We start from the raw sequence: 17,928 nt of genomic DNA on the forward strand, positions 1-17,928 counted from the left end.
TATCAGGCATCAGGCTGCGCCGGCATGGGGAAATTTCTTACAATTTAGTTAAGGAATTTCATTTAACTATATTAAATTACTGGATTATTTTTCAATAAATTCGTTTCATGCAATCCAGACGTAATTCTCGTGGGGAAAATGACCGTATCTGCTGAGCCATCTGCACAGGAGATCAACGGGAGCCGGTTTCCGGTTCTTCAACGCGAACGGAAACCCTGCAGCCGTCAGAGCATGGCGCATCGGTTTCGTCTGGAGTCATTTAATGTCGTTCATCGCAAAATCGCTTGTCACCGTAACGGCTGCCGTCATGGTCGCAACCAGTGCCTATTCGGCTGATCTTACCAACTATAATGCGCAGCAATTCGACTATGCAAATCCGCCGGCCTTTTCCTGGGGCGGGGCTTATGTCGGTGCCCATGGCGGCATCGCCTCCCCAAAATTTAATCCGCTAGCCAGCGGCCGGGGTCTGACGGGTGGCGTACAGGCCGGCTATAACTTCCAGTTCGGCTCCGGCGTTGTCGGCGCGGAACTCGAAGGATCCTATCTTGGAAACGAAGCACGCGTGCCGAACGGTCGGTTGAGAGAGCGCTTCCGGGGTGCGGCCAAGCTGAAGGCCGGTGTTGCGCTTGACCGCACGCTCGTTTACGGCACCGCCGGCCTGACCACGACGAAATTCAAGGATACGAATGGCGTTAACGGTCCTGATGGCTGGAAACAGGGCTATCTGCTGGGAGCAGGTCTGGAACAGAGCTTTGGTGGCGGTCTGTCGGCCAAGTTTGAATATAATTATGTGAGCACCGGAAATGTCACCACGACGACCTCGAGCGGGCGGTCAAAAACCGATGTGACCGATCATGTCATCAAGGCCGGCCTGAACTATCGTTTCTGAGCGGCCGATCCGATGACAGATTCCAGGGAGAGTTCAAAAGAATATCGCCGCTTTCAACATGGAAGCGGCGGTAAAACAGCGCATGGCACGAAACGGGCGGGGCCGGGGGAGATCTGAAATCCCCAAACTATCATTCGCATTCAAGCGAAGGCTGCCGGAAGCTCGTCACATACCACTCGCTCCCCGAATTGCGGGTGTAGAATGTATAGAAACAATCGATGCGTTCGACATAACCCGGCGTCTCCGACACTTCGTAACGTTCGCCATGCCGGGTCGACCGCACTTCACCGCTGGATGATCCGGCAACCACCTGTGTCTTGTTCTTGCGCCACTGGTAAGCCTGCTGGCCGGGACCCATGCTGTAAATATTGTCCGGCGGTCCGTAGTCCAGCATCACGCTGGTAATAGGCGCGCCAATATAGCTTTTCATGACCGTCGAGGCGCAGGCGGTGAGCACGGCCGATACGGCGGCGATGAGAATGATCGCTGCCGGGACTGCAAGTGACGATCTGTCGGACATGGGAATTCCTTTCAGCTGCGGTGGATTTCCGCAGGGATAGGAACCGGTCATTGCAAGTACATTGCACGTAAAGATCGCAAGGCGGGCGGGGTGCCGGTGTCAGAGGCCGGCAATATTGCGGCCGATATGCCGCAGGATGCTTTTGAAAAGCTTTACCTCATTGGGATCGAGACCTTCGATCGCGGTTTTTTCGAACATCGCCGCGATGGGCATCAGTTCGTCGGCCAATTCCTTGCCTTTTGTCGTCAGCGTGATGCGCACGATGCGGGCATTGTCGGCCGGTCGTTCGCGGCTGACGAGGTTGCGCCGGACCATCAGCCCCACCAGCCGGGACAGTGTGGAAATCTCCACCGACACCATGTCCGAAAGCTCGGTCAGTGTCTTGCTCTCCTGCTGTCTCAGTGTCGCCAGCACGCGATACATCGGCAAAGTGATGTCATAGGAGGCCAGTCTCAGCGAAAAACGCTCGCCAAGCCGAACGCCCACCCAGTTGAGCAGGTAGGGTACCGAGTCGGTGAACTGATAAGACACGAAGCAAATCCCCGTTTGAGAACCATCTGCGCAGATGCTGATGTGCGCCTATCGGCTGTACCGGTACAATCCATCCGTTTCAATAGCTTCGCTCCAGAAGACCGGGGAATGCGCGACTGCATCGCTGCCTGAAATGACAAACAACATTTGCATTGACAAATGTTGCAAACGCAAATAAATAAGAATGCAGGATTTGGGAGGATCTCATGACATCAGCACTGTTCGGCCTGAGCAACCTTGCACCGGAAGGCGTCGGCCAGACTTTTCGCACGACGATGCGCCGTTTTCCGGCAACCGTGACGGTTATCACTGCCTGTGCTTCCGGCGATCAGCGTGATCATGGCATGACCGTGACGGCCGTCACATCAGTCTCGATGGAGCCGCCCTCTCTTCTTGTTTGTCTGAACAATCGCACCTTGCTGCATGAATTGCTGCTGTGCCGGCCGGATTTCATCGTCAACGTGCTGACCCAGGATCAGATCGCGCTTTCGGATGCGTTCAGCGGCAAGGTCTCGCCGGAGGAGCGCTTCGGCAATGGTGACTGGCAGCGCCACGAAAACGGCGTCCTCTATTTGCCAACCGCCCATGCGGCCATCGCCTGCCGTCGGGTGGCTGCTATGCCCTATGGAACGCATACCGTGTTCATAGGGCAGGTGGTTTCGGCCGATGTCAGCGAGACGACACGACCGCTGCTTTACGAAAACGCCCAATATTGCGCCGCAAGTCCGGCAAGTCTGCCAGCCTGATATTTCCCGGCCTGTCAGCCACCGGCCAAGTACCTTTCCGAAGGAGACAATCATGAACGATATGAGCCATGCGCCGCAGCCGGCGCAAACGACCCCGTATGTCCGCCTCACCGGCCGTGTTGCAGACATAGCCGATCTTTTCCGGGCGAGCGCCCGCCAGACGGAAGAGGCGCGACGCGTGCCCGCCAGCCATATCGAGGCACTGCGCGGCATCGGGTATTTCGATATCGTCAAGCCCCGCGCCTTTGGCGGAAAGGGCGGTGAATTCGCTGAACTGGTCGAGGCCAATATCGAGCTTTCGGCTGCCTGTGCGTCGACTGGCTGGGTGGCCGGCCTGCTTTCCGCCCATCAATGGCTGCTGGCGATGTTTCCGGAAGAGGCGCAGGCCGACGTCTGGGGTGAAAACCCTGACGCGCTGCTGTGTGGTTCCTACGCACCGGTGAAAATGGCTGACGTCGCCGAGGGCGGTTATCGCCTCAGCGGCAAATGGGCCTTCGCTTCGGGTTGCGAAAATGCGCAATGGTCGCTCTGCGCCGCCATTCTGCCGCCGGTGGGTGAGGGCAGGCCGGTTCCCGCCTTCCTGCTCGTTCCCGCCAGCCAATATGCCATTGAAGATACCTGGCATGTGGTGGGGCTGGCCGGCACGGGCTCCAAGACGCTGGTTCTCGATGATGTCTTCGTTCCCAAACATCGGGTTCTGACCTTCCCGGACGCCATCAGCGGCAAGACGCCCGGCGGGCAATATTATGCCGGGGAAGGCCTGTTCAACATGCCGCTTCTGACCGGCATTCCTTCCTGTCTCGCGGCCGCCGGTGTTGGTGCGGCCAAGGGGGCGCTTGTCGCTTATGTCGACCATGTCGGTGGCCGGGTGACGCGCGGTGCGGTGGCCGGTGGCAACAACCGCATGGCCGAATTTCCGACCATTCAGCTGCGTGTTGCCGAAGCGGCGGCAAGCGTGGATGCCGCCTGCGAAATCCTGCTGCGCGACGTGGCGCGCGCACAGGTGCTGGCGCAGGCCCGGATCGAAGGCCGGGCGGAATTCACCGTGGATGACCGTCTTTTGAGCCGTCGTGGCCAGGCTTTTGCGGTGTCGCTGGCGCTGCGCGCCGTGCAGGCGCTGAACGATTCCACCGGCGGCGTCGGGCTCGATCTTGCCAACCCCGTGCAGCGGGCCTGGCGCGATGCCAACGCGGTTGGCCGCCACATCAGCATGAACTGGGATGCCGTGGGCACGATGATCGGCCAGAGCATGCTCGGGCTGGAACCCAAGGGCCAGTATTGACCGCGCATCTGGCGGCACATGAACAGCAATTTCGGAGGAAACAACATGCAAGGCAAGGTCGCTCTCGAGGAGCATTTCGCAATCCCGGAAACCCTTCAGGATTCGGCCGGTTTCGTACCCGGCGACTACTGGAAGGAGCTGCAGCACCGCCTGCTCGACATTCAGGATACGCGCCTGAAGCTGATGGATGCGCATGGCATCGAAACCATGATCCTGTCGCTGAATGCGCCGGCGGTGCAGGCTATTCCGGACAAGAAGAAGGCGATTGAGATTGCGCGGCGCGCCAATGACGTGCTTGCCGAAGAATGCGCCAGGCGGCCGGATCGTTTCCTTGCCTTTGCCGCCCTGCCTTTGCAGGACCCGGATGCGGCGACCGAGGAACTTCAGCGCTGTGTCAACGATCTCGGTTTCGTCGGTGCGCTCGTCAATGGTTTCAGCCAGGAGGGCGACGGCCAGACGCCGCTTTATTACGACCTGCCGCAATATCGCCCCTTCTGGGGAGCGGTCGAGAAGCTCGATGTGCCGTTTTACCTGCATCCGCGCAACCCGCTGCCGCAGGATTCGCGCATCTATGACGGCCATCCCTGGCTGCTCGGCCCCACCTGGGCCTTTGCGCAGGAAACGGCTGTTCATGCGCTGCGTCTCATGGCGTCGGGCCTGTTTGACGAACATCCGCGCCTCAACATCATTCTCGGCCACATGGGTGAGGGGCTGCCCTACATGATGTGGCGTATCGACCACCGCAATGCCTGGGTGAAGCTGCCACCGCGTTATCCGGCCAAGCGCCGTTTCGTGGATTATTTCAACGAGAATTTCCACATCACGACGTCGGGCAATTTCCGCACCCAGACGCTGATCGACGCCATTCTGGAAATCGGCGCTGACCGCATCCTGTTTTCCACCGATTGGCCGTTCGAGAATATCGATCATGCCTCCGACTGGTTCAATGCGACGAGTATTGCGGAAGCCGATCGGGTGAAGATCGGCCGCACCAATGCCCGCCGCCTGTTCAAGCTCGACGGGGCCTGAGCCATGCAGCCCTTCGTCTACATGGCAGCTCCTGCCCGCATCGTCTTCGGAGCGGGCAGCTCGACGGGGGTGGCGGAGGAAATCCGCCGCCTTGGCCTGTCGCGCGCGCTGGTGCTTTCCACGCCACAGCAGAAGGGCGATGCGGAAGCGCTCGCCACCCGGCTCGGTCGTCTCGCGGTCGGTGTCTTTTCCGAGGCTACCATGCACACGCCGGTCGAGGTGACGAAGAGGGCGGTCGAAGACTATCGCGCCGCCAATGCGGATTGTGTCGTGGCGCTCGGCGGTGGTTCGACCACCGGTCTCGGCAAGGCGATTGCGCTGCGCACCGATGCGGCGCAGATCGTCATTCCAACCACCTATGCCGGTTCCGAGGTGACGCCCATTCTTGGCCAGACGGAAAACGGGGTGAAGACCACCATGCGCGGCCCGGAAATCCTGCCTGAGGTCGTGATCTACGATGCGGAACTGACGCTCGGGCTGCCCGTGGCCATCAGCATGACAAGCGGACTGAACGCCATGGCCCATGCGGCTGAGGCGCTCTATGCTCGAGATCGCAATCCCATCGCCAGCCTGATGGCGGTGGAGGGATTGCGGGCAATGGTCGAGGCGCTTCCCGGCGTGAAGGCTGAGCCGCAGGATATTACGGCGCGCGAGACGGCACTTTATGGCGCTTGGCTGTGCGGCACGGTGCTCGGCGCCGTCGGCATGTCGTTGCATCACAAGCTTTGCCACACGCTGGGCGGCAGTCTCGATCTGCCGCATGCCGAAACCCACGCGGTGCTCTTGCCGCACACCGTTGCCTATGTGGAACAGGCAGTGCCCGATCTGCTCGCGCCGCTCGCCGCACTTGTCGGCGGCAGGGCCGGGGCTGGGCTTCACGGCTTTGCCGCCCGACTTGGCGCGCCAGTGAGCCTTGCAGCGCTTGGTGTGCAGCAGGGTGATCTCGACCCCATGGCCGAGCTTGCGACGGCCAATCCTTATTGGTGCCCGCGGCCAATCGAAAAAGCCGCGATCCGCGACCTGTTGCAGCGCGCCCTTGACGGCGCGCGGCCGGAGTGATGGGAGGAAGACATGACGGATACGAAGATGACCAGCGATGATGGCTATTTCGTTGAGGAGCGTTCGGCGGAGACGGTTATTGCCCGCATGCACGACTGTGACGATCCGCGCTTGAAGGAGATCATGGCCGTCGTCACCCGCAAGCTGCATGAGGCGGTGAAGGAAATCGAGCCGACCGAGGAGGAGTGGATGAAAGCTATCCATTTTCTCACCGAGGTCGGCCAGATCTGCAATGAATGGCGGCAGGAGTGGATCCTGTTTTCCGATATTCTCGGCGTTTCCATGCTGGTTGACGCCATCAATCACCGTAAGCCGAGCGGCGCGTCGGAATCCACCGTTCTCGGCCCTTTCCATGTGGCTGATGCGCCGGAAATGCCGATGGGCGCCAATATCTGCCTCGATGGCAAGGGCGAGGATATGGTGGTGACCGGCCGTATTCTCGATACCGAAGGCGCACCGGTTGCCGGCGCGCGCATCGATGTCTGGCAGGCCAATGATGAAGGTTTCTACGACGTGCAGCAGAAGGGTATTCAGCCGGACTTCAATCTGCGCGGTGTTTTCGTTACCGGTAAGGACGGGCGCTACTGGTTCCGGGCGACGAAGCCGAAATATTATCCGATCCCGGATGATGGCCCGGTCGGGCGATTGCTGCGGGCCATGGGGCGTCATCCCTACCGGCCGGCGCATCTGCATTATATCGTTTCGGCAGAAGGCTTTACTACGCTCGTCACGCATATTTTCGATCCGGATGATCCCTATATCCGTTCGGATGCGGTGTTCGGTGTGAAAGAGAGCCTGCTGGCCGATTTCCAGCGGGTGGAGGATGCGGAAAAGGCCCGGCAACTGGATTTCATCGGCGAGTGGTTCTGGTCGGTGAACCATGATTTCGTGCTTGCCCGATGAGCACCGGCAACCGGACAGGTCTCTATGTTCGCTTTGCCGAAAGCGACCCCGCCGCCGGGGAGCAGCGGACGGCGCAGATGGACGCGCACAAGGCCTATTTGCGCAGTGAGGAGACCATGCCGCTGGGATTTAGAATTCTGGCATCCGGCCCCATGCAGGCGGAAAGCGCCGGGTCATCTGCCGCACTCGTCATTGCCGAAGCCCGTTGCATAGAAGATATGATTGCCTTCAGCGCTGCCGATCCGTTTGTCGTTCACGGCGTCTATAAATGCGTTCGTATTCTGCGCTGGACGCCAACACTATCGAGGATTTCCGGGCTGAAGCCTGACTGACATTTCTGTCGGGTCCTAAGGCCTGACAATCATCAATATTGCATTTGCAATTTTTGCAAATGCAATATTTAATCGGAGACGGGTGATATCGGCGATATGTGTCTTGACAGGAGCGGGGCACATATCAGGGTGGAGCAGGCCGGGCACTCGCGGAGCTATCGCCGGGAACGGGAGACGCAATCCATTCCGGATAGCGCGTTCAGGCGTGAAAGGGAGGAAGATGTCCACGAATTATATGAGCGCCGCCTCGGTGCGGACGAAAAACCCGGCTGGCGTCATCGCGACATGTGGTCTGATGATCATGTTCGACGGATACGATCTGGTCGTTTACGGCGCGGTTGCGCCGGCGCTGCTGAAAGAGGGCGCTTGGGCGCTCAACCCTGCCATGGTCGGTCGCGCTGCGGCGCTGACGCTGGTGGGCATGCTGCTCGGCGCGCTGTTTGCCGGCACCATGGCGGACCGTATCGGCCGCCGCAAGGTCGTGCTCATCAGCCTTGCCGGGTTTTCATCGATGATGATTGCTTCGGCCATGACGCCGAACTTTCTGGCTTTTGAAATCACGCGCTTCCTTGCCGGTCTCGGCCTGGGCGCGCTTTTGCCGACAGTGACCGCGCTGGTACTGGAATTCTCGCCGCCGCACCGCAGGGCGCAGGCCAATTCCCTGTCTTTCCTCGGCTATCTCATCGGCGGCATCATTTCCGGTCTGATGGGTATTCTCCTGCTGGAGAGCTATGGCTGGCGACCTTTGATGCTGATCGGTGGTCTGCCCCTTATTCTTCTGCCGATATTCATGCGGTTCCTGCCGGAATCGCCGGAATGGCTGGCAAGCAAGGGCCGGCAGGCGGAGGCAGACGGCATTTGCGACAGCTACGGTCTGCAACGCATCGTGCCCCATGCGAAAATTCAAAAGGGTGGCGTCGGCGCGCTGTTTTCGGAAGGCCGGCTGCTTTCGACGCTGAATGCATGGGGCATTCACTTCTGCTCGCTGCTTCTGACCTTCGGCATGGTCAACTGGCTGCCGACCATCATGAACAAGATGGGTTATGATATCAGCTCGGCGCTCAGCTTCTCGATCATGCTCAATGTCGGAGCCGCGATCGGCATCCTCATTGGCGGGCGGTTTGCCGATAAGGGCAACGTCAAGGTGGTCGTCGCGGTGCTATTTGCCATCGGTGCCGCCTCTATCTGGGCTTTGACGGTGAACAAGGGGCCGCTGCTCTATGTCTTCGTCGCGCTTGCCGGTGCCGGAACGATCGGAACCCAGATCCTTGCCAATGTTCTGGTCGGCCGGCTTTACCCTGTTCATATTCGCGGCACGGGCCTCGGCTTTTCGCTGGCGGTCGGCCGGCTCGGCGGCATCGCTGGCCCGATGATCGGCGGCCTCGTTTTGCAACGCGGTCTCGCGCCGGAATGGAATTTCTACATTTTCGGCTCGGTCGCGTTGACCGGCTTGTTGCTGACCGTGTTGACCCTGCTTTACCGCACATCGGGTGATGAGCGGGTTTGATGGTAGAAACGGCGAGCCGCGGGACTGAAATCCGCGGCTCGCGCACTATGCCTTACGGGAAACCGGCGCAATGCTTTCCATTTGCTGCAATGTCCGCTCATTCGTGCGCTTGGCGCGGGCCAGCGCATCGTCGCGATCTTCGGGCAGCGTGTAGGTCATATAGGACAACGAGGTTTCGAGGTCGTTGTTGTTATGTCCGAGAATGGCAGCGAAATAGCTGTTCTTGGTGACGTGGGGCGGTGCGAAATTGTGATACGCCACCTCGGCATAGAGGTGCCGCAGGCCATAGGGCTTGGGAAGCTCTTCCTTCGGCCAGAAATCCTCGAACAGGTTAAAAACCGTGTCCCGGAGCAGCAGACGGGTTTCTGACGAAAAATCGTCAATCGACATGCCGTGCCACAGTTTTCCCTGGCCGCTTGCGCGCAGACGTTCATAGGCGGAGAGAATGGTGGCGGAGCGGGCAAGAACCGGGATTTCGTAGGTGATCCCGAATTTCGTTCCTTCGCCCTGTTTCGTCTTGGCCTGGCCGTTGAACAGGATGCTCCATTTGGAAACGCCCTTGCCATAGGGGGCGGGGGAAAATTCGGCCTGGGTAAAGACCTCGTAAGGACGCCGTCCCGTCATGCCGATCAGGCCTATGCCGATCATCAGCGGATCGGCTGACTGCAGGCAATCGGCGCAGATCTTCAGAACCTGCCGGTAGTTTTCGAATGTGATCAGGGCGCCATGCTTGTTGGCGATCTTTTCCATCTTGACCTTGCGGGCGTCGTCATACATCGCGGCATCGCCGGTCGCGATCTTCAGCATCGGGTGATCATCACCGAAGGCTTCGCGGATCGCATTGCGGTATTTGGTGATGTAGGAGATGATCGTCGTCTGCGCCCTGTCCTTCATGATGCTGAGTTCAGCATTCCAGAGTGCCTGCATTTCCTCTTTTTTGGCCACGCCGTTCATTGCTGCAATGAAGTCCGCGATGCGCAGAAGAACCGTGGGCTTGCGGCCGGCAGTGTTGAATTCCGCCCGCTCGATTTTTTCGACGATGGATGTCGCCACGCCGGTTTTCGGATAGTCGGCCCGCTCGATATAGGTATTCAGCCGTTCACGCAGTTTTTTCATGTTGCAGATGGCAAGCGGTGTGCTCTTTGGGCCGAACTCGGCCTTCAGCGCATACCGATATTTCATGATGTAAAGTTCGAGCGTCTTTTCAGTGCGGCCATTGTCGAAATGGTAGCGGACTTCAGCATCCCACAGATCGCGGATTTTCTTGTTCCGCACAGCGTCGCTGCTTTTCATCGCTTCTCTGACGCCGGCGACGAACTGGTCGATGCGTTCCACGAGGACGGGTGTTTTTGTCTTGCGCTTTAAGGCGGGCATGCGGCGGCTCCCTGAACCGGTCCGAAAATATAAAATCCATGGTTGGCAATCAACAGAAGCATGGTTGAGGAAACGCCATGAACATTCGCCGCCGGCCGGGTTCTTTTGAATAATAATTTAATCGATTCCGCAAGCGTGGGTGGCGATCGAAGACGGGTTTCGAACTGCCGCCGGTCATTCAACCGGGGCTGAAGGCTGCGGGAGATGATGTTTTCCGGGGAGGGAGCCTGCAAATTCATGTTAGGAGCTTCGGAAATTCTCCCGAAGCCCCTCAGGTGAAGATACTCTATTTGGGCAGCCGCGTCTTCAGCGATGTCACAATCCGCTTTGCGAGTGCCTCATAGTCTTCGTCGAAATGGTGGCCGCCTTCAATGGCGATCGTTTCCACACCCTTCGCCTTCAGGCCGGGGCAGGGGTCTTCATCCTCCTCCTCCATGCCGTATACGCACTGCACCAGCTTCGGATCGATCTTGGCGATGTCATCCACCGTCTTGCCGCCCTTGCCTTCGCCAGCCACGCCAAGCCAGCCCTGAACGGAAATTTCGAAATCCACTTCCGTCGACAGGCCCAGCAGCGAGAGCTGCACGACGTGGGATTTCGCGCGTTCCGGCAGAAGATTGTAGGTTGCAGGAATGATGTCGGCACCGAAGGAATAGCCAATCAGCACGACGTTGCGAACCTTCCACTGCTTGCGATAGGTGTCGATGATGCGGCCAAGGTCGCTTGCCACTTCCTGTGGCTGCTTTTCTTTCCAGAAATACCGCAGGGCATCCACGCCGATCACGGGAATACCCTGTTTTTGCAGTGCACCGCCCACTTCCTCGTCGAGATCGCGCCAGCCGCCGTCGCCGGAATAGATCACCGCCATGGTATCCATGACAGGGCTCGTTTCGAGAACCTTGATCGGCAGGCCGAGCGGGCTGTCGGTGTCGCCGGCGGCGTCGATCTGGTCGGACAGGGTCTGTGTCAGAATTTCGTCCGCCTTGTCATCCACGTCAGTCACGTCGATGTCGGGATGCAGCTTGACGAGCGCGTTGACGTGGTCGCGGCCCTTCTGGTCCGCAGCGGGCGTAAACAGCACGCTGACGGGCGCAGGCAGCGGACCGTCGGTCAGGCCATAGACCGTTTCGCCATCCACCTTGTCCTTGGTGGCGGGCGTGCAGAGTATCTTCTCGAGCGGCAGGCCCGCCTTGGGGTCGACGGCAATGGCGTCGCGGACGGTGGAGACCGGGCTTTGCGCGATCATCGCCAGCGCCAGCGTTCCGCCCTTGCCGATGCCGGTGAGAATGGGCTGGCGATAGCTGCTGGTGCCGGCGGTGCGCTGGATCTGCTGCGACAGCGACTCGACGTCCGAGATCATGTAGATACACTCGTCGTCATCGGCTTCGAGCGCCTTGAGATATTCCTTGAAGTCGATGCCGACCACGGCGGCACCCTTTGCAACCAGCGCCTTGGCGCGCTCTTCGTCGGCGGCTGTCCAGCCGTCTGCGTCCGAAATCAGGAAGACGCTGGCGAGAATATCGCCGTCTGGTACCATGATGTGCTCGGCCGGGATCATGCCGGTCTCATAGGCTGGCTTGTCCTGCGCAAAAACGGAGGTAGAGGCGAACAGGGCGGAAGCGGCGATGACCGCCTTCATCATGGTGGATTTTCTCATTTTCCGATCACTCCTCTGACGCCGCCGCTGATCAGAACCGTTGCGTCCATCAGCGCCAGCGCGGCGTCTGCGCCGTTCTGAACGGCAAGGTAACGCGGTTCCCATTTCGGGTGGAACTTCGTCTTGAACGCACGAAGGCCCTTGAAGTTGTAGAAACGTTCGCCGTGTTCGAACAGCGTGCTGCCAATGCGATCCCAGACGGGTGCCGCATCGCGCTTCGACATGCCGGACATGGGCGCCATGCCGAGATTGAAGCTCTCATAGCCCGCCTCACGCAGATATTGCATGATACTGACGAAGAGGAAATCCATCGCGCCGCGCGGCGCATCCGCCGAAAAGCGCATGAGATCGACGGTGGCTTCCTTTTTCGTTTCCGTCACCATCAGATTGGCAAAGGCGGTGATCTTTCCATCTTTGCGAAGAATGGCAACCGGCTGGGACAGGATGTAATCCGGTTCGAAAGCACCGAGCGAGAAGCGTTTTTCCCGCGTGTTGTGATGCGCAAGCCAGCCATCGGAGACCTGTTTCAATTCATCGAGAATATCCGGCACCTGCGATTGTTCGACAACCTCGAAGGTCAGCCCGTCGCGTGCGCCGCGGCTCAAGGACTGGCGGAGGGTGGCGAGCTTGCCGCCCTTCAGTTCGAATGCGGTGAGGTCGACCAGCGCCAGTTCGCCGAGCTTGAAGGCGCGCAGACCGGCATCGGCGCAATGGGAGAGCAGGAAAGGCGAAATCTGATAAAAGGCGGCGCGTGCGCCCGCCGAACGGGCGGCTTCCACAAATTGCCAGACGAGATCGGGAAAATCCTCCTCGTCGCCAACCGGATCGGCAAAAGCGATCCAGGAACGGCCCTGAATGCCGTACATGATGAAGGCGTTGCCGCTCTCGGAGAACATCACGTGTTTGTCGCCCATGCGCACAAGGTTTGCGTCGGCGGCGTCCTGTTTCATGACGATGTCGGTTGCGTTTACCACGTCTTCGGGCTCGATCGCATCCGGCCTGTAGGCCACCGGCCGCATGAGGCTGAAGATGGCGATGGTGGATGAGGCGAGCACGAGACCGAGAAGGGCGCGCAAACCGCGTGGCGCTTCTTCGGAGAATTCGAACTGCCACCACAGGGTCTGACTGTAATCCGTATCGCGATAGACAAAGAGCAGGATGGTTGCCGCGCCGGCGACGATGACGGCCATGGCAGCGAGCCAGCTTGGCCCCAATGCCTGCTTCACCAATGAGGCATGGCGGTTGAAGCTGCGCATATTGGCGGCGAGTGCGACGATGAAGACGCCGAGGATCGCGGCTTCAAAGACGGCGATGGCCTTGAGGATGGAGAGAACCAGCGCCAGCGAGGCGGCGACCAGCGCAATCCACCAGGCTCCATCAAGCCGCTGGCCGAGGCCACGTGAGGCGACGACGAGCACAAGGCCTAGAATGCTGGTGAGAAAATGCGCGGCTTCGATGATCGGCAGCGGCACGAAATTGGAAAGGAAATCCAGATTGCTGTCGGGCGTCGGCGTCACGCTCGAGAAGATCAGCATGGTACCGAGGATCATCGCGAAGGTGGATAGCAGCGGCGGCGCGAGCCGCACGGCAAGCTGGCTGATATCGGAAACAACAGGCTTTGCGGCGAACTGCTTCATCTCCGAGACCAGCATCACCAGAATGGCGACCACCAGCGGCAGGACGTGATAGATCACGCGGTATAGAACAAGGCTACCGAGGAGCTGGTCGACGCTGATGGCGTTGCCAAGCCCCGCGACCATCACGGTTTCAAAGACGCCAAGACCGGCCGGCACATGGCTGAGCACGCCGAGGCCGACGGCGGTAGCGTAGATGGCGAAAAATGTCGGCCAGCCGAGATGCGTGTCGGGCAACAGCACGTAAAGCACGGAAGCGGAGGCGGCGATATCGAAAGCCGAGACGAGGAACTGGCGCGACGATGTGCGGCTGTCGGGAAGGCGAAGACGCCATGCGCCGAGACGGATCGTGTGGCCGTTGCGCCCGATATAGGCGGCCACCACGAGGACGGCGATGACGGCGAGCGCCGCCCCTCTGAGGATCAGCGCGTCAACGCCGATGATGGCGGCGATGCGTGGTGCGACGATGAAGGTGGAGATGGCACTGACCGAAAGCAGGCCAAGCCCGAAGGACAGCGTGACAAAGGCGATGACGCGGGCAATTTCACCGGGCGACAGCCCAAGCCGCGAATAGGCGCGAAAGCGGATGGCGCCACCGCTCAAGGGGCCGAAACCGGCGGTATTGCCGATGGCATAAGCGGCAAAAGCTGTCGCTGCCATGGGCGGAAGCGGCAATTTGCGGCCGATATATTCGATCGCATTGGCGTCGTAGAGTATCAGCGCCAGAAAGCTGAGCGCTGTGAAGAAAATGGCAAGCAGAACTGCCGAAGCCGAGGTCTGCGTCAGCGCGTCGATGACGTCGTCATAACGCACTTCGGAGGTCAGGTGATAGATGGCGAAGGTCATCATCACGAAGACGAGCGTGATGGCGATCGCGGTCAGATAGGGGCGGTTTCGGGCAATAAAGCTTTCAACCGCGGATTCCGCGACATCGGTTTGTGTGATTTCGCTCTTGTCTGCCATTTGCCTTATCCAGCGCCCGTTCCCAAGCTTGGCGAACCACAGGAATGTGTCGCTAATTCGTTTCGATTGAGGAAATGTGATTAGCAGAAAAGCATGAAGTGTCGATGTAGAGTTTGGCCCGCTCGTTGATGAATTTCGCCAATTCTAAAGGCAAAAATGCAACTATGAAATGCATGATTTGCCGGATTGTTCCGAAAGATATCAAATTGACCGCTACGGTTGCTTGGTGGTGGCATTTGATGCCATTACACGCTCCTTTTGATTGAAGGAGATGCAGATGAACACGCCCACAAGAATAGCGCTTTCGCTCGTCGTCGCCCTCGTGGCGGGCGGCGGATACATGGCGGTGGACAAGATGCGCGGTGCCGAATGGGTCGTTTCGCCGCAGCAGATTGCGGAGGCCAAGGCAAAAGGGCAGATGGGTTATGAATCCCGCCCGGGCACAGTGACCGTGTTGCCGATCCGCAGTGAAACGGCGGATGTATTGCCGATGAAATGGGCGATGATCGGTGTGGTTGCCGGGCTTCTGGCCTTCCGGGCGAGCGGCAAGAAAAAAGCGGCAAAGGCTTAAGGGGCTCGCCGCTTCATATCTCCGGCGTTCCGCGCCGGAGATGGATTTTACGCTGAGCCTTACGCGCCCCAGGTCTTTTCCAGTACGCGGACCCAGTTGCCGTGGCAGATCTTGGCAAGCGCCTCGTTGTCGTAACCGCCCTTGCGCAGGGCTTCGACCAGCAATTGCAGATCGCCCGCATCCTTCATGGCGGCGGGAATGGTCGTGCCGTCGAAATCCGAACCGAGGGCGACGTGATCGATGCCGATGCGGTTGACGATATAGTCCACATGGCGGACGAGTTCGCCAAGATCGGTATTCGGGTTCTTCACGCCGTCCTGGCGCAGGAACAAAACGCCGAAATTGATGCCGGCAAGACCACCCGTGTCGCGGATGGCATCCAGCTGGCGATCCGTCAGGTTGCGGCTGTGGTTACACAGCGCATAGGCGTTGGAATGCGAGGCGACGAGCGGTGCGTCTGAAATCCTGGCGATGTCCCAGAAACCCTGCTCGTTCATGTGCGACAGGTCGACCATGATCTTCAGTTCGTTGCAGGTCTTCACCAGCCGCTTGCCGGCATCGGTGAGGCCGGGGCCGATATCCGGCGTCGAGGGGAACCGGAAGGGAACGCCATAGGCGAAAATGTTCGGGCGGCTCCAGACCGGTCCGAGCGTGCGAAGGCCTGCCTCGTAGAGCACGTGCAGCGCATCCAGATCAGCGCCGATCGCTTCCGCGCCCTCGATATGGAAGACGGAGGCAAAAGCGCCCTCTGCCATGGCGCTGCTGATATCGGCGGCGGTGCGGCAAACCTTCAGTGCGCCGGCGGATTGTTTCTCGGCGCGGAACAGCAGGCCGGCCATGGCGAGCGTCGCCTTCAGCGCGTCGGCTTCTGCCGGTGTCGAAAAATCGCCGTTGGCGTCCTTCTCCATGCTTGGCGACGGCACGTAGATGGCGCAGAGGCCGCCGGCCAGCCCACCCTTCCTGGCGCGTGGGAGGTCGATGTGGCCAACCGTGTCACCTTCGATGAGCAGGGTCTCAGGAGAGGCATTGCCCGACCGCCATAACCGCAGAAGCACATCGTTGTGGCCGTCGAAGACGGGTACGGTTTTTTCATCGGTCATGGTCATTCACCTTCGGATAGGGGGAGGGCGCGGATGCGCGCCTATTCAGACTTTTGAGAATTGGTAGAGGAAAGGTCAAGGCGGGAGCAAATGCAATCCGTGCATAAGCTCTGCCAAATTTGGAATTGGTCGGGCCTCGTTTGCTCGTGTTAATCGCGGGAAAACATAAAAAAAATGACTGGATTGGGGCAAACCCACCGTTTTCCGAAAAATAAGGTCCGAAAGGGGATTTTCGATGATTTCAAGACGCAACCTGTTGATTGCCGGCGCTGCCGTTCCGTTCCTGTCCTATGCGCGCATTCCGGCATTTGCCGCGACACCGAAGGACATTCTTGTCGTCGCGCAGCAGCTGGACAATATGACGAGCCTTGACCCGCATGAAGGTTTCGAAGCCGTCGGCGGTGAAATCATCTCCAACATGTATCAGAAGCTGGTGCGCGCCAACCGCGAGGATTCCACCAAGGTTGATCCGGTTATCGCGAAATCCTGGGAAGCCGATGCGGACAGCAAGGTCTTCACCTTCGTGATCGGTGACGAAGCGACCTTCGCGAGCGGTGAGAAAGTGACCGCGGAAGACGTCGCCTTCTCGCTGCAGCGCGCCATCAAGATGAACAAGAGCCCGGCCTTCATCATCAGCCAGTTCGGTTTCACGCCTGAGAATGCCGAAACGACCATCGTTGCCGCCGACGACAAGACGGTGAAGCTGACGACGGCAAAGCCGACCGCCATCTCCTTCCTGCTTTATTGCCTCTCCGCCAATATCGGTGCGATCGTCGAAAAGAAGGCGGTTCTTGCCAATGCGTCGGGCGAAGACCTCGGCAATGGCTGGCTGCAGAAGAACAGCGCCGGTTCCGGCGATTTCATGCTGCAGGCCTGGAAGCCGAGCGAAAGCGTCGCACTCACCGTCAACCCGAACGGTCCTTACAAGGGCAATATCAAGCGTATCGTGCTGCGCCATGTCACCGATCCGTCTTCCCAGCTGCTGATGCTGCAGAAGGGCGATATCGACATTGCCCGCGACCTGACCTCGGAGCAGCTGCGTACCGTCAAGGACGACGCCAATATCGAGCTGGAGCGCAAGTCCATCGCCTCGCTGGTGCTGATCTCGCTCAACCAGGGCAATGAGAACCTTGCCAAGCCGCAGGTCTGGCAGGCGATCAAGTGGGCGCTGGACTATAAGGGCATGCAGGAAAACCTGGTGTCGCTGACGCACGAGATCCACCAGAGCTTTGAGCCGAAGGGTTTCCCCGGCGCCGTTAACGACATTCCGTTCCAGCGCGATGTCGAAAAGGCGAAGGCGCTGATGGCCGAAGCCGGCCTTGCCGACGGTTTCGAGATCAGCATGGACCACTATTCCGCCCAGCCTTATCCGGATCTGGCGCAGGCCATTCAGGCCAACCTTGCCGATATCGGCATCAAGGTGCGTCTGCAATCGGCTGAAAACCGTCAGGTTCTGACCAAGATGCGCGCCCGCGAACACCAGATGGCGCTTTCCGCATGGGGCACGGATTATTTCGATCCGCATTCCAACGCCGATGTCTTCAACATCAACAAGGACAATGGCGACGACGCCAAGTCGAAGCCCTTCCTGTGGCGTTCGCGTTTCAAGAACGACGACTTCGCCGCCAAGGCGGAAGCCGCCCGTGACGAGAAGGACCCGGCAAAGCGCGTGGAGCTTTATGAAGCCCTGCAGCGCGAGCACATGGAAAACAGCCCGTTCGTGTTCATGTTCCAGACCACGAAGACGGCAGCCTTCCGCAAGGGTGTTTCCGGTTTCGAACTCGGCGTTCTCTCCGAGGGCAATTCCTACCACGATGCGAAGAAAGCGTGA

General features: G+C 59.3%; 16 protein-coding genes. 10 read left to right on the plus strand and 6 right to left on the minus strand.

Annotated features, from left to right (window positions below; translation table 11 throughout):
• Positions 1-262 precede the first annotated feature (262 nt).
• Positions 263-889 (plus strand): outer membrane protein, encoded by a 627-nt coding sequence (locus M0412_RS00260; protein WP_142840606.1) that lies wholly within the window; start codon positions 263-265, stop codon positions 887-889.
• A gap of 130 nt (positions 890-1,019) precedes the next feature.
• Here the strand turns inward: M0412_RS00260 and M0412_RS00265 are convergent, their stop codons facing one another.
• A complete protein-coding gene (locus tag M0412_RS00265; RefSeq protein WP_142840605.1) occupies positions 1,020-1,409 on the minus strand; it encodes a hypothetical protein in 390 nt (129 codons plus the stop codon).
• Positions 1,410-1,508: 99 nt separating this feature from the next.
• The gene (locus M0412_RS00270) at positions 1,509-1,940 is read right to left on the minus strand and encodes a MarR family winged helix-turn-helix transcriptional regulator (protein ID WP_142840604.1); all 432 of its coding nucleotides are present in this window, start codon (positions 1,938-1,940) and stop codon (positions 1,509-1,511) included.
• A gap of 206 nt (positions 1,941-2,146) precedes the next feature.
• Between M0412_RS00270 and graD the strand changes: the two genes are divergently transcribed.
• The 7 genes from graD to M0412_RS00305 all read left to right on the plus strand — a co-directional run bounded on the left by graD (position 2,147) and on the right by M0412_RS00305 (position 8,798).
• Positions 2,147-2,686 carry an FADH(2)-dependent resorcinol hydroxylase reductase component gene (gene graD, locus M0412_RS00275; protein WP_142840603.1) on the plus strand — a complete coding sequence of 180 codons (540 nt, stop codon included), beginning with the start codon at positions 2,147-2,149 and terminating at the stop codon, positions 2,684-2,686.
• A gap of 52 nt (positions 2,687-2,738) precedes the next feature.
• On the plus strand, positions 2,739-3,968 hold the full coding sequence (gene graA, locus M0412_RS00280) for an FADH(2)-dependent resorcinol hydroxylase oxygenase component (RefSeq protein ID WP_269703367.1): 1,230 nt from the start codon (positions 2,739-2,741) through the stop codon (positions 3,966-3,968).
• A gap of 45 nt (positions 3,969-4,013) precedes the next feature.
• Entirely contained in the window at positions 4,014-4,997 is a 984-nt protein-coding gene (gene tsdA / locus M0412_RS00285; protein WP_269703369.1) for a gamma-resorcylate decarboxylase, read from the plus strand.
• A gap of 3 nt (positions 4,998-5,000) precedes the next feature.
• Entirely contained in the window at positions 5,001-6,056 is a 1,056-nt protein-coding gene (locus M0412_RS00290) for a maleylacetate reductase (RefSeq protein ID WP_269703371.1), read from the plus strand.
• Positions 6,057-6,068: 12 nt separating this feature from the next.
• Positions 6,069-6,959: a hydroxyquinol 1,2-dioxygenase gene (graB, locus tag M0412_RS00295; RefSeq protein ID WP_269703373.1), complete on the plus strand. Its 891-nt coding sequence runs from the start codon at positions 6,069-6,071 to the stop codon at positions 6,957-6,959.
• Positions 6,956-7,291, plus strand: coding sequence for a YciI family protein (locus tag M0412_RS00300; protein ID WP_269703375.1), 336 nt, complete (start codon positions 6,956-6,958; stop codon positions 7,289-7,291). The genes graB and M0412_RS00300 overlap by 4 nt, the downstream gene beginning before the upstream one ends.
• A gap of 220 nt (positions 7,292-7,511) precedes the next feature.
• Positions 7,512-8,798: an aromatic acid/H+ symport family MFS transporter gene (locus M0412_RS00305; protein WP_269703377.1), complete on the plus strand. Its 1,287-nt coding sequence runs from the start codon at positions 7,512-7,514 to the stop codon at positions 8,796-8,798.
• A gap of 45 nt (positions 8,799-8,843) precedes the next feature.
• On the opposite strand, the gene M0412_RS00310 is transcribed toward M0412_RS00305, so the two are convergent.
• The 3 genes from M0412_RS00310 to mprF all read right to left on the minus strand — a co-directional run bounded on the left by M0412_RS00310 (position 8,844) and on the right by mprF (position 14,426).
• On the minus strand, positions 8,844-10,172 hold the full coding sequence (locus tag M0412_RS00310) for a telomere resolvase (protein ID WP_269703379.1): 1,329 nt from the start codon (positions 10,170-10,172) through the stop codon (positions 8,844-8,846).
• 286 nt (positions 10,173-10,458) lie between these two features.
• Positions 10,459-11,829, minus strand: a complete 1,371-nt coding sequence (locus M0412_RS00315) for a virulence factor (RefSeq protein WP_269703382.1) — start codon at positions 11,827-11,829, stop codon at positions 10,459-10,461.
• Positions 11,826-14,426: a bifunctional lysylphosphatidylglycerol flippase/synthetase MprF gene (mprF, locus tag M0412_RS00320; RefSeq protein ID WP_269703384.1), complete on the minus strand. Its 2,601-nt coding sequence runs from the start codon at positions 14,424-14,426 to the stop codon at positions 11,826-11,828. Before mprF ends, M0412_RS00315 begins: the two co-directional genes overlap by 4 nt.
• Before the next feature lie 277 nt (positions 14,427-14,703).
• Between mprF and M0412_RS00325 the strand changes: the two genes are divergently transcribed.
• Positions 14,704-14,997 (plus strand): hypothetical protein, encoded by a 294-nt coding sequence (locus M0412_RS00325; protein WP_142840594.1) that lies wholly within the window; start codon positions 14,704-14,706, stop codon positions 14,995-14,997.
• A 59-nt stretch (positions 14,998-15,056) separates the two neighbouring features.
• On the opposite strand, the gene M0412_RS00330 is transcribed toward M0412_RS00325, so the two are convergent.
• Positions 15,057-16,097, minus strand: coding sequence for a dipeptidase (locus M0412_RS00330; protein ID WP_269703387.1), 1,041 nt, complete (start codon positions 16,095-16,097; stop codon positions 15,057-15,059).
• A 235-nt stretch (positions 16,098-16,332) separates the two neighbouring features.
• Here M0412_RS00330 and M0412_RS00335 point away from each other — a divergent pair, with 235 nt between their 5' ends.
• Positions 16,333-17,928, plus strand: a complete 1,596-nt coding sequence (locus M0412_RS00335; RefSeq protein ID WP_269703389.1) for an ABC transporter substrate-binding protein — start codon at positions 16,333-16,335, stop codon at positions 17,926-17,928.

The organism is Agrobacterium sp. O3.4, assembly GCF_041414895.1.
Classification (GTDB): Bacteria; Pseudomonadota; Alphaproteobacteria; order Rhizobiales; family Rhizobiaceae; genus Agrobacterium; species Agrobacterium cucumeris.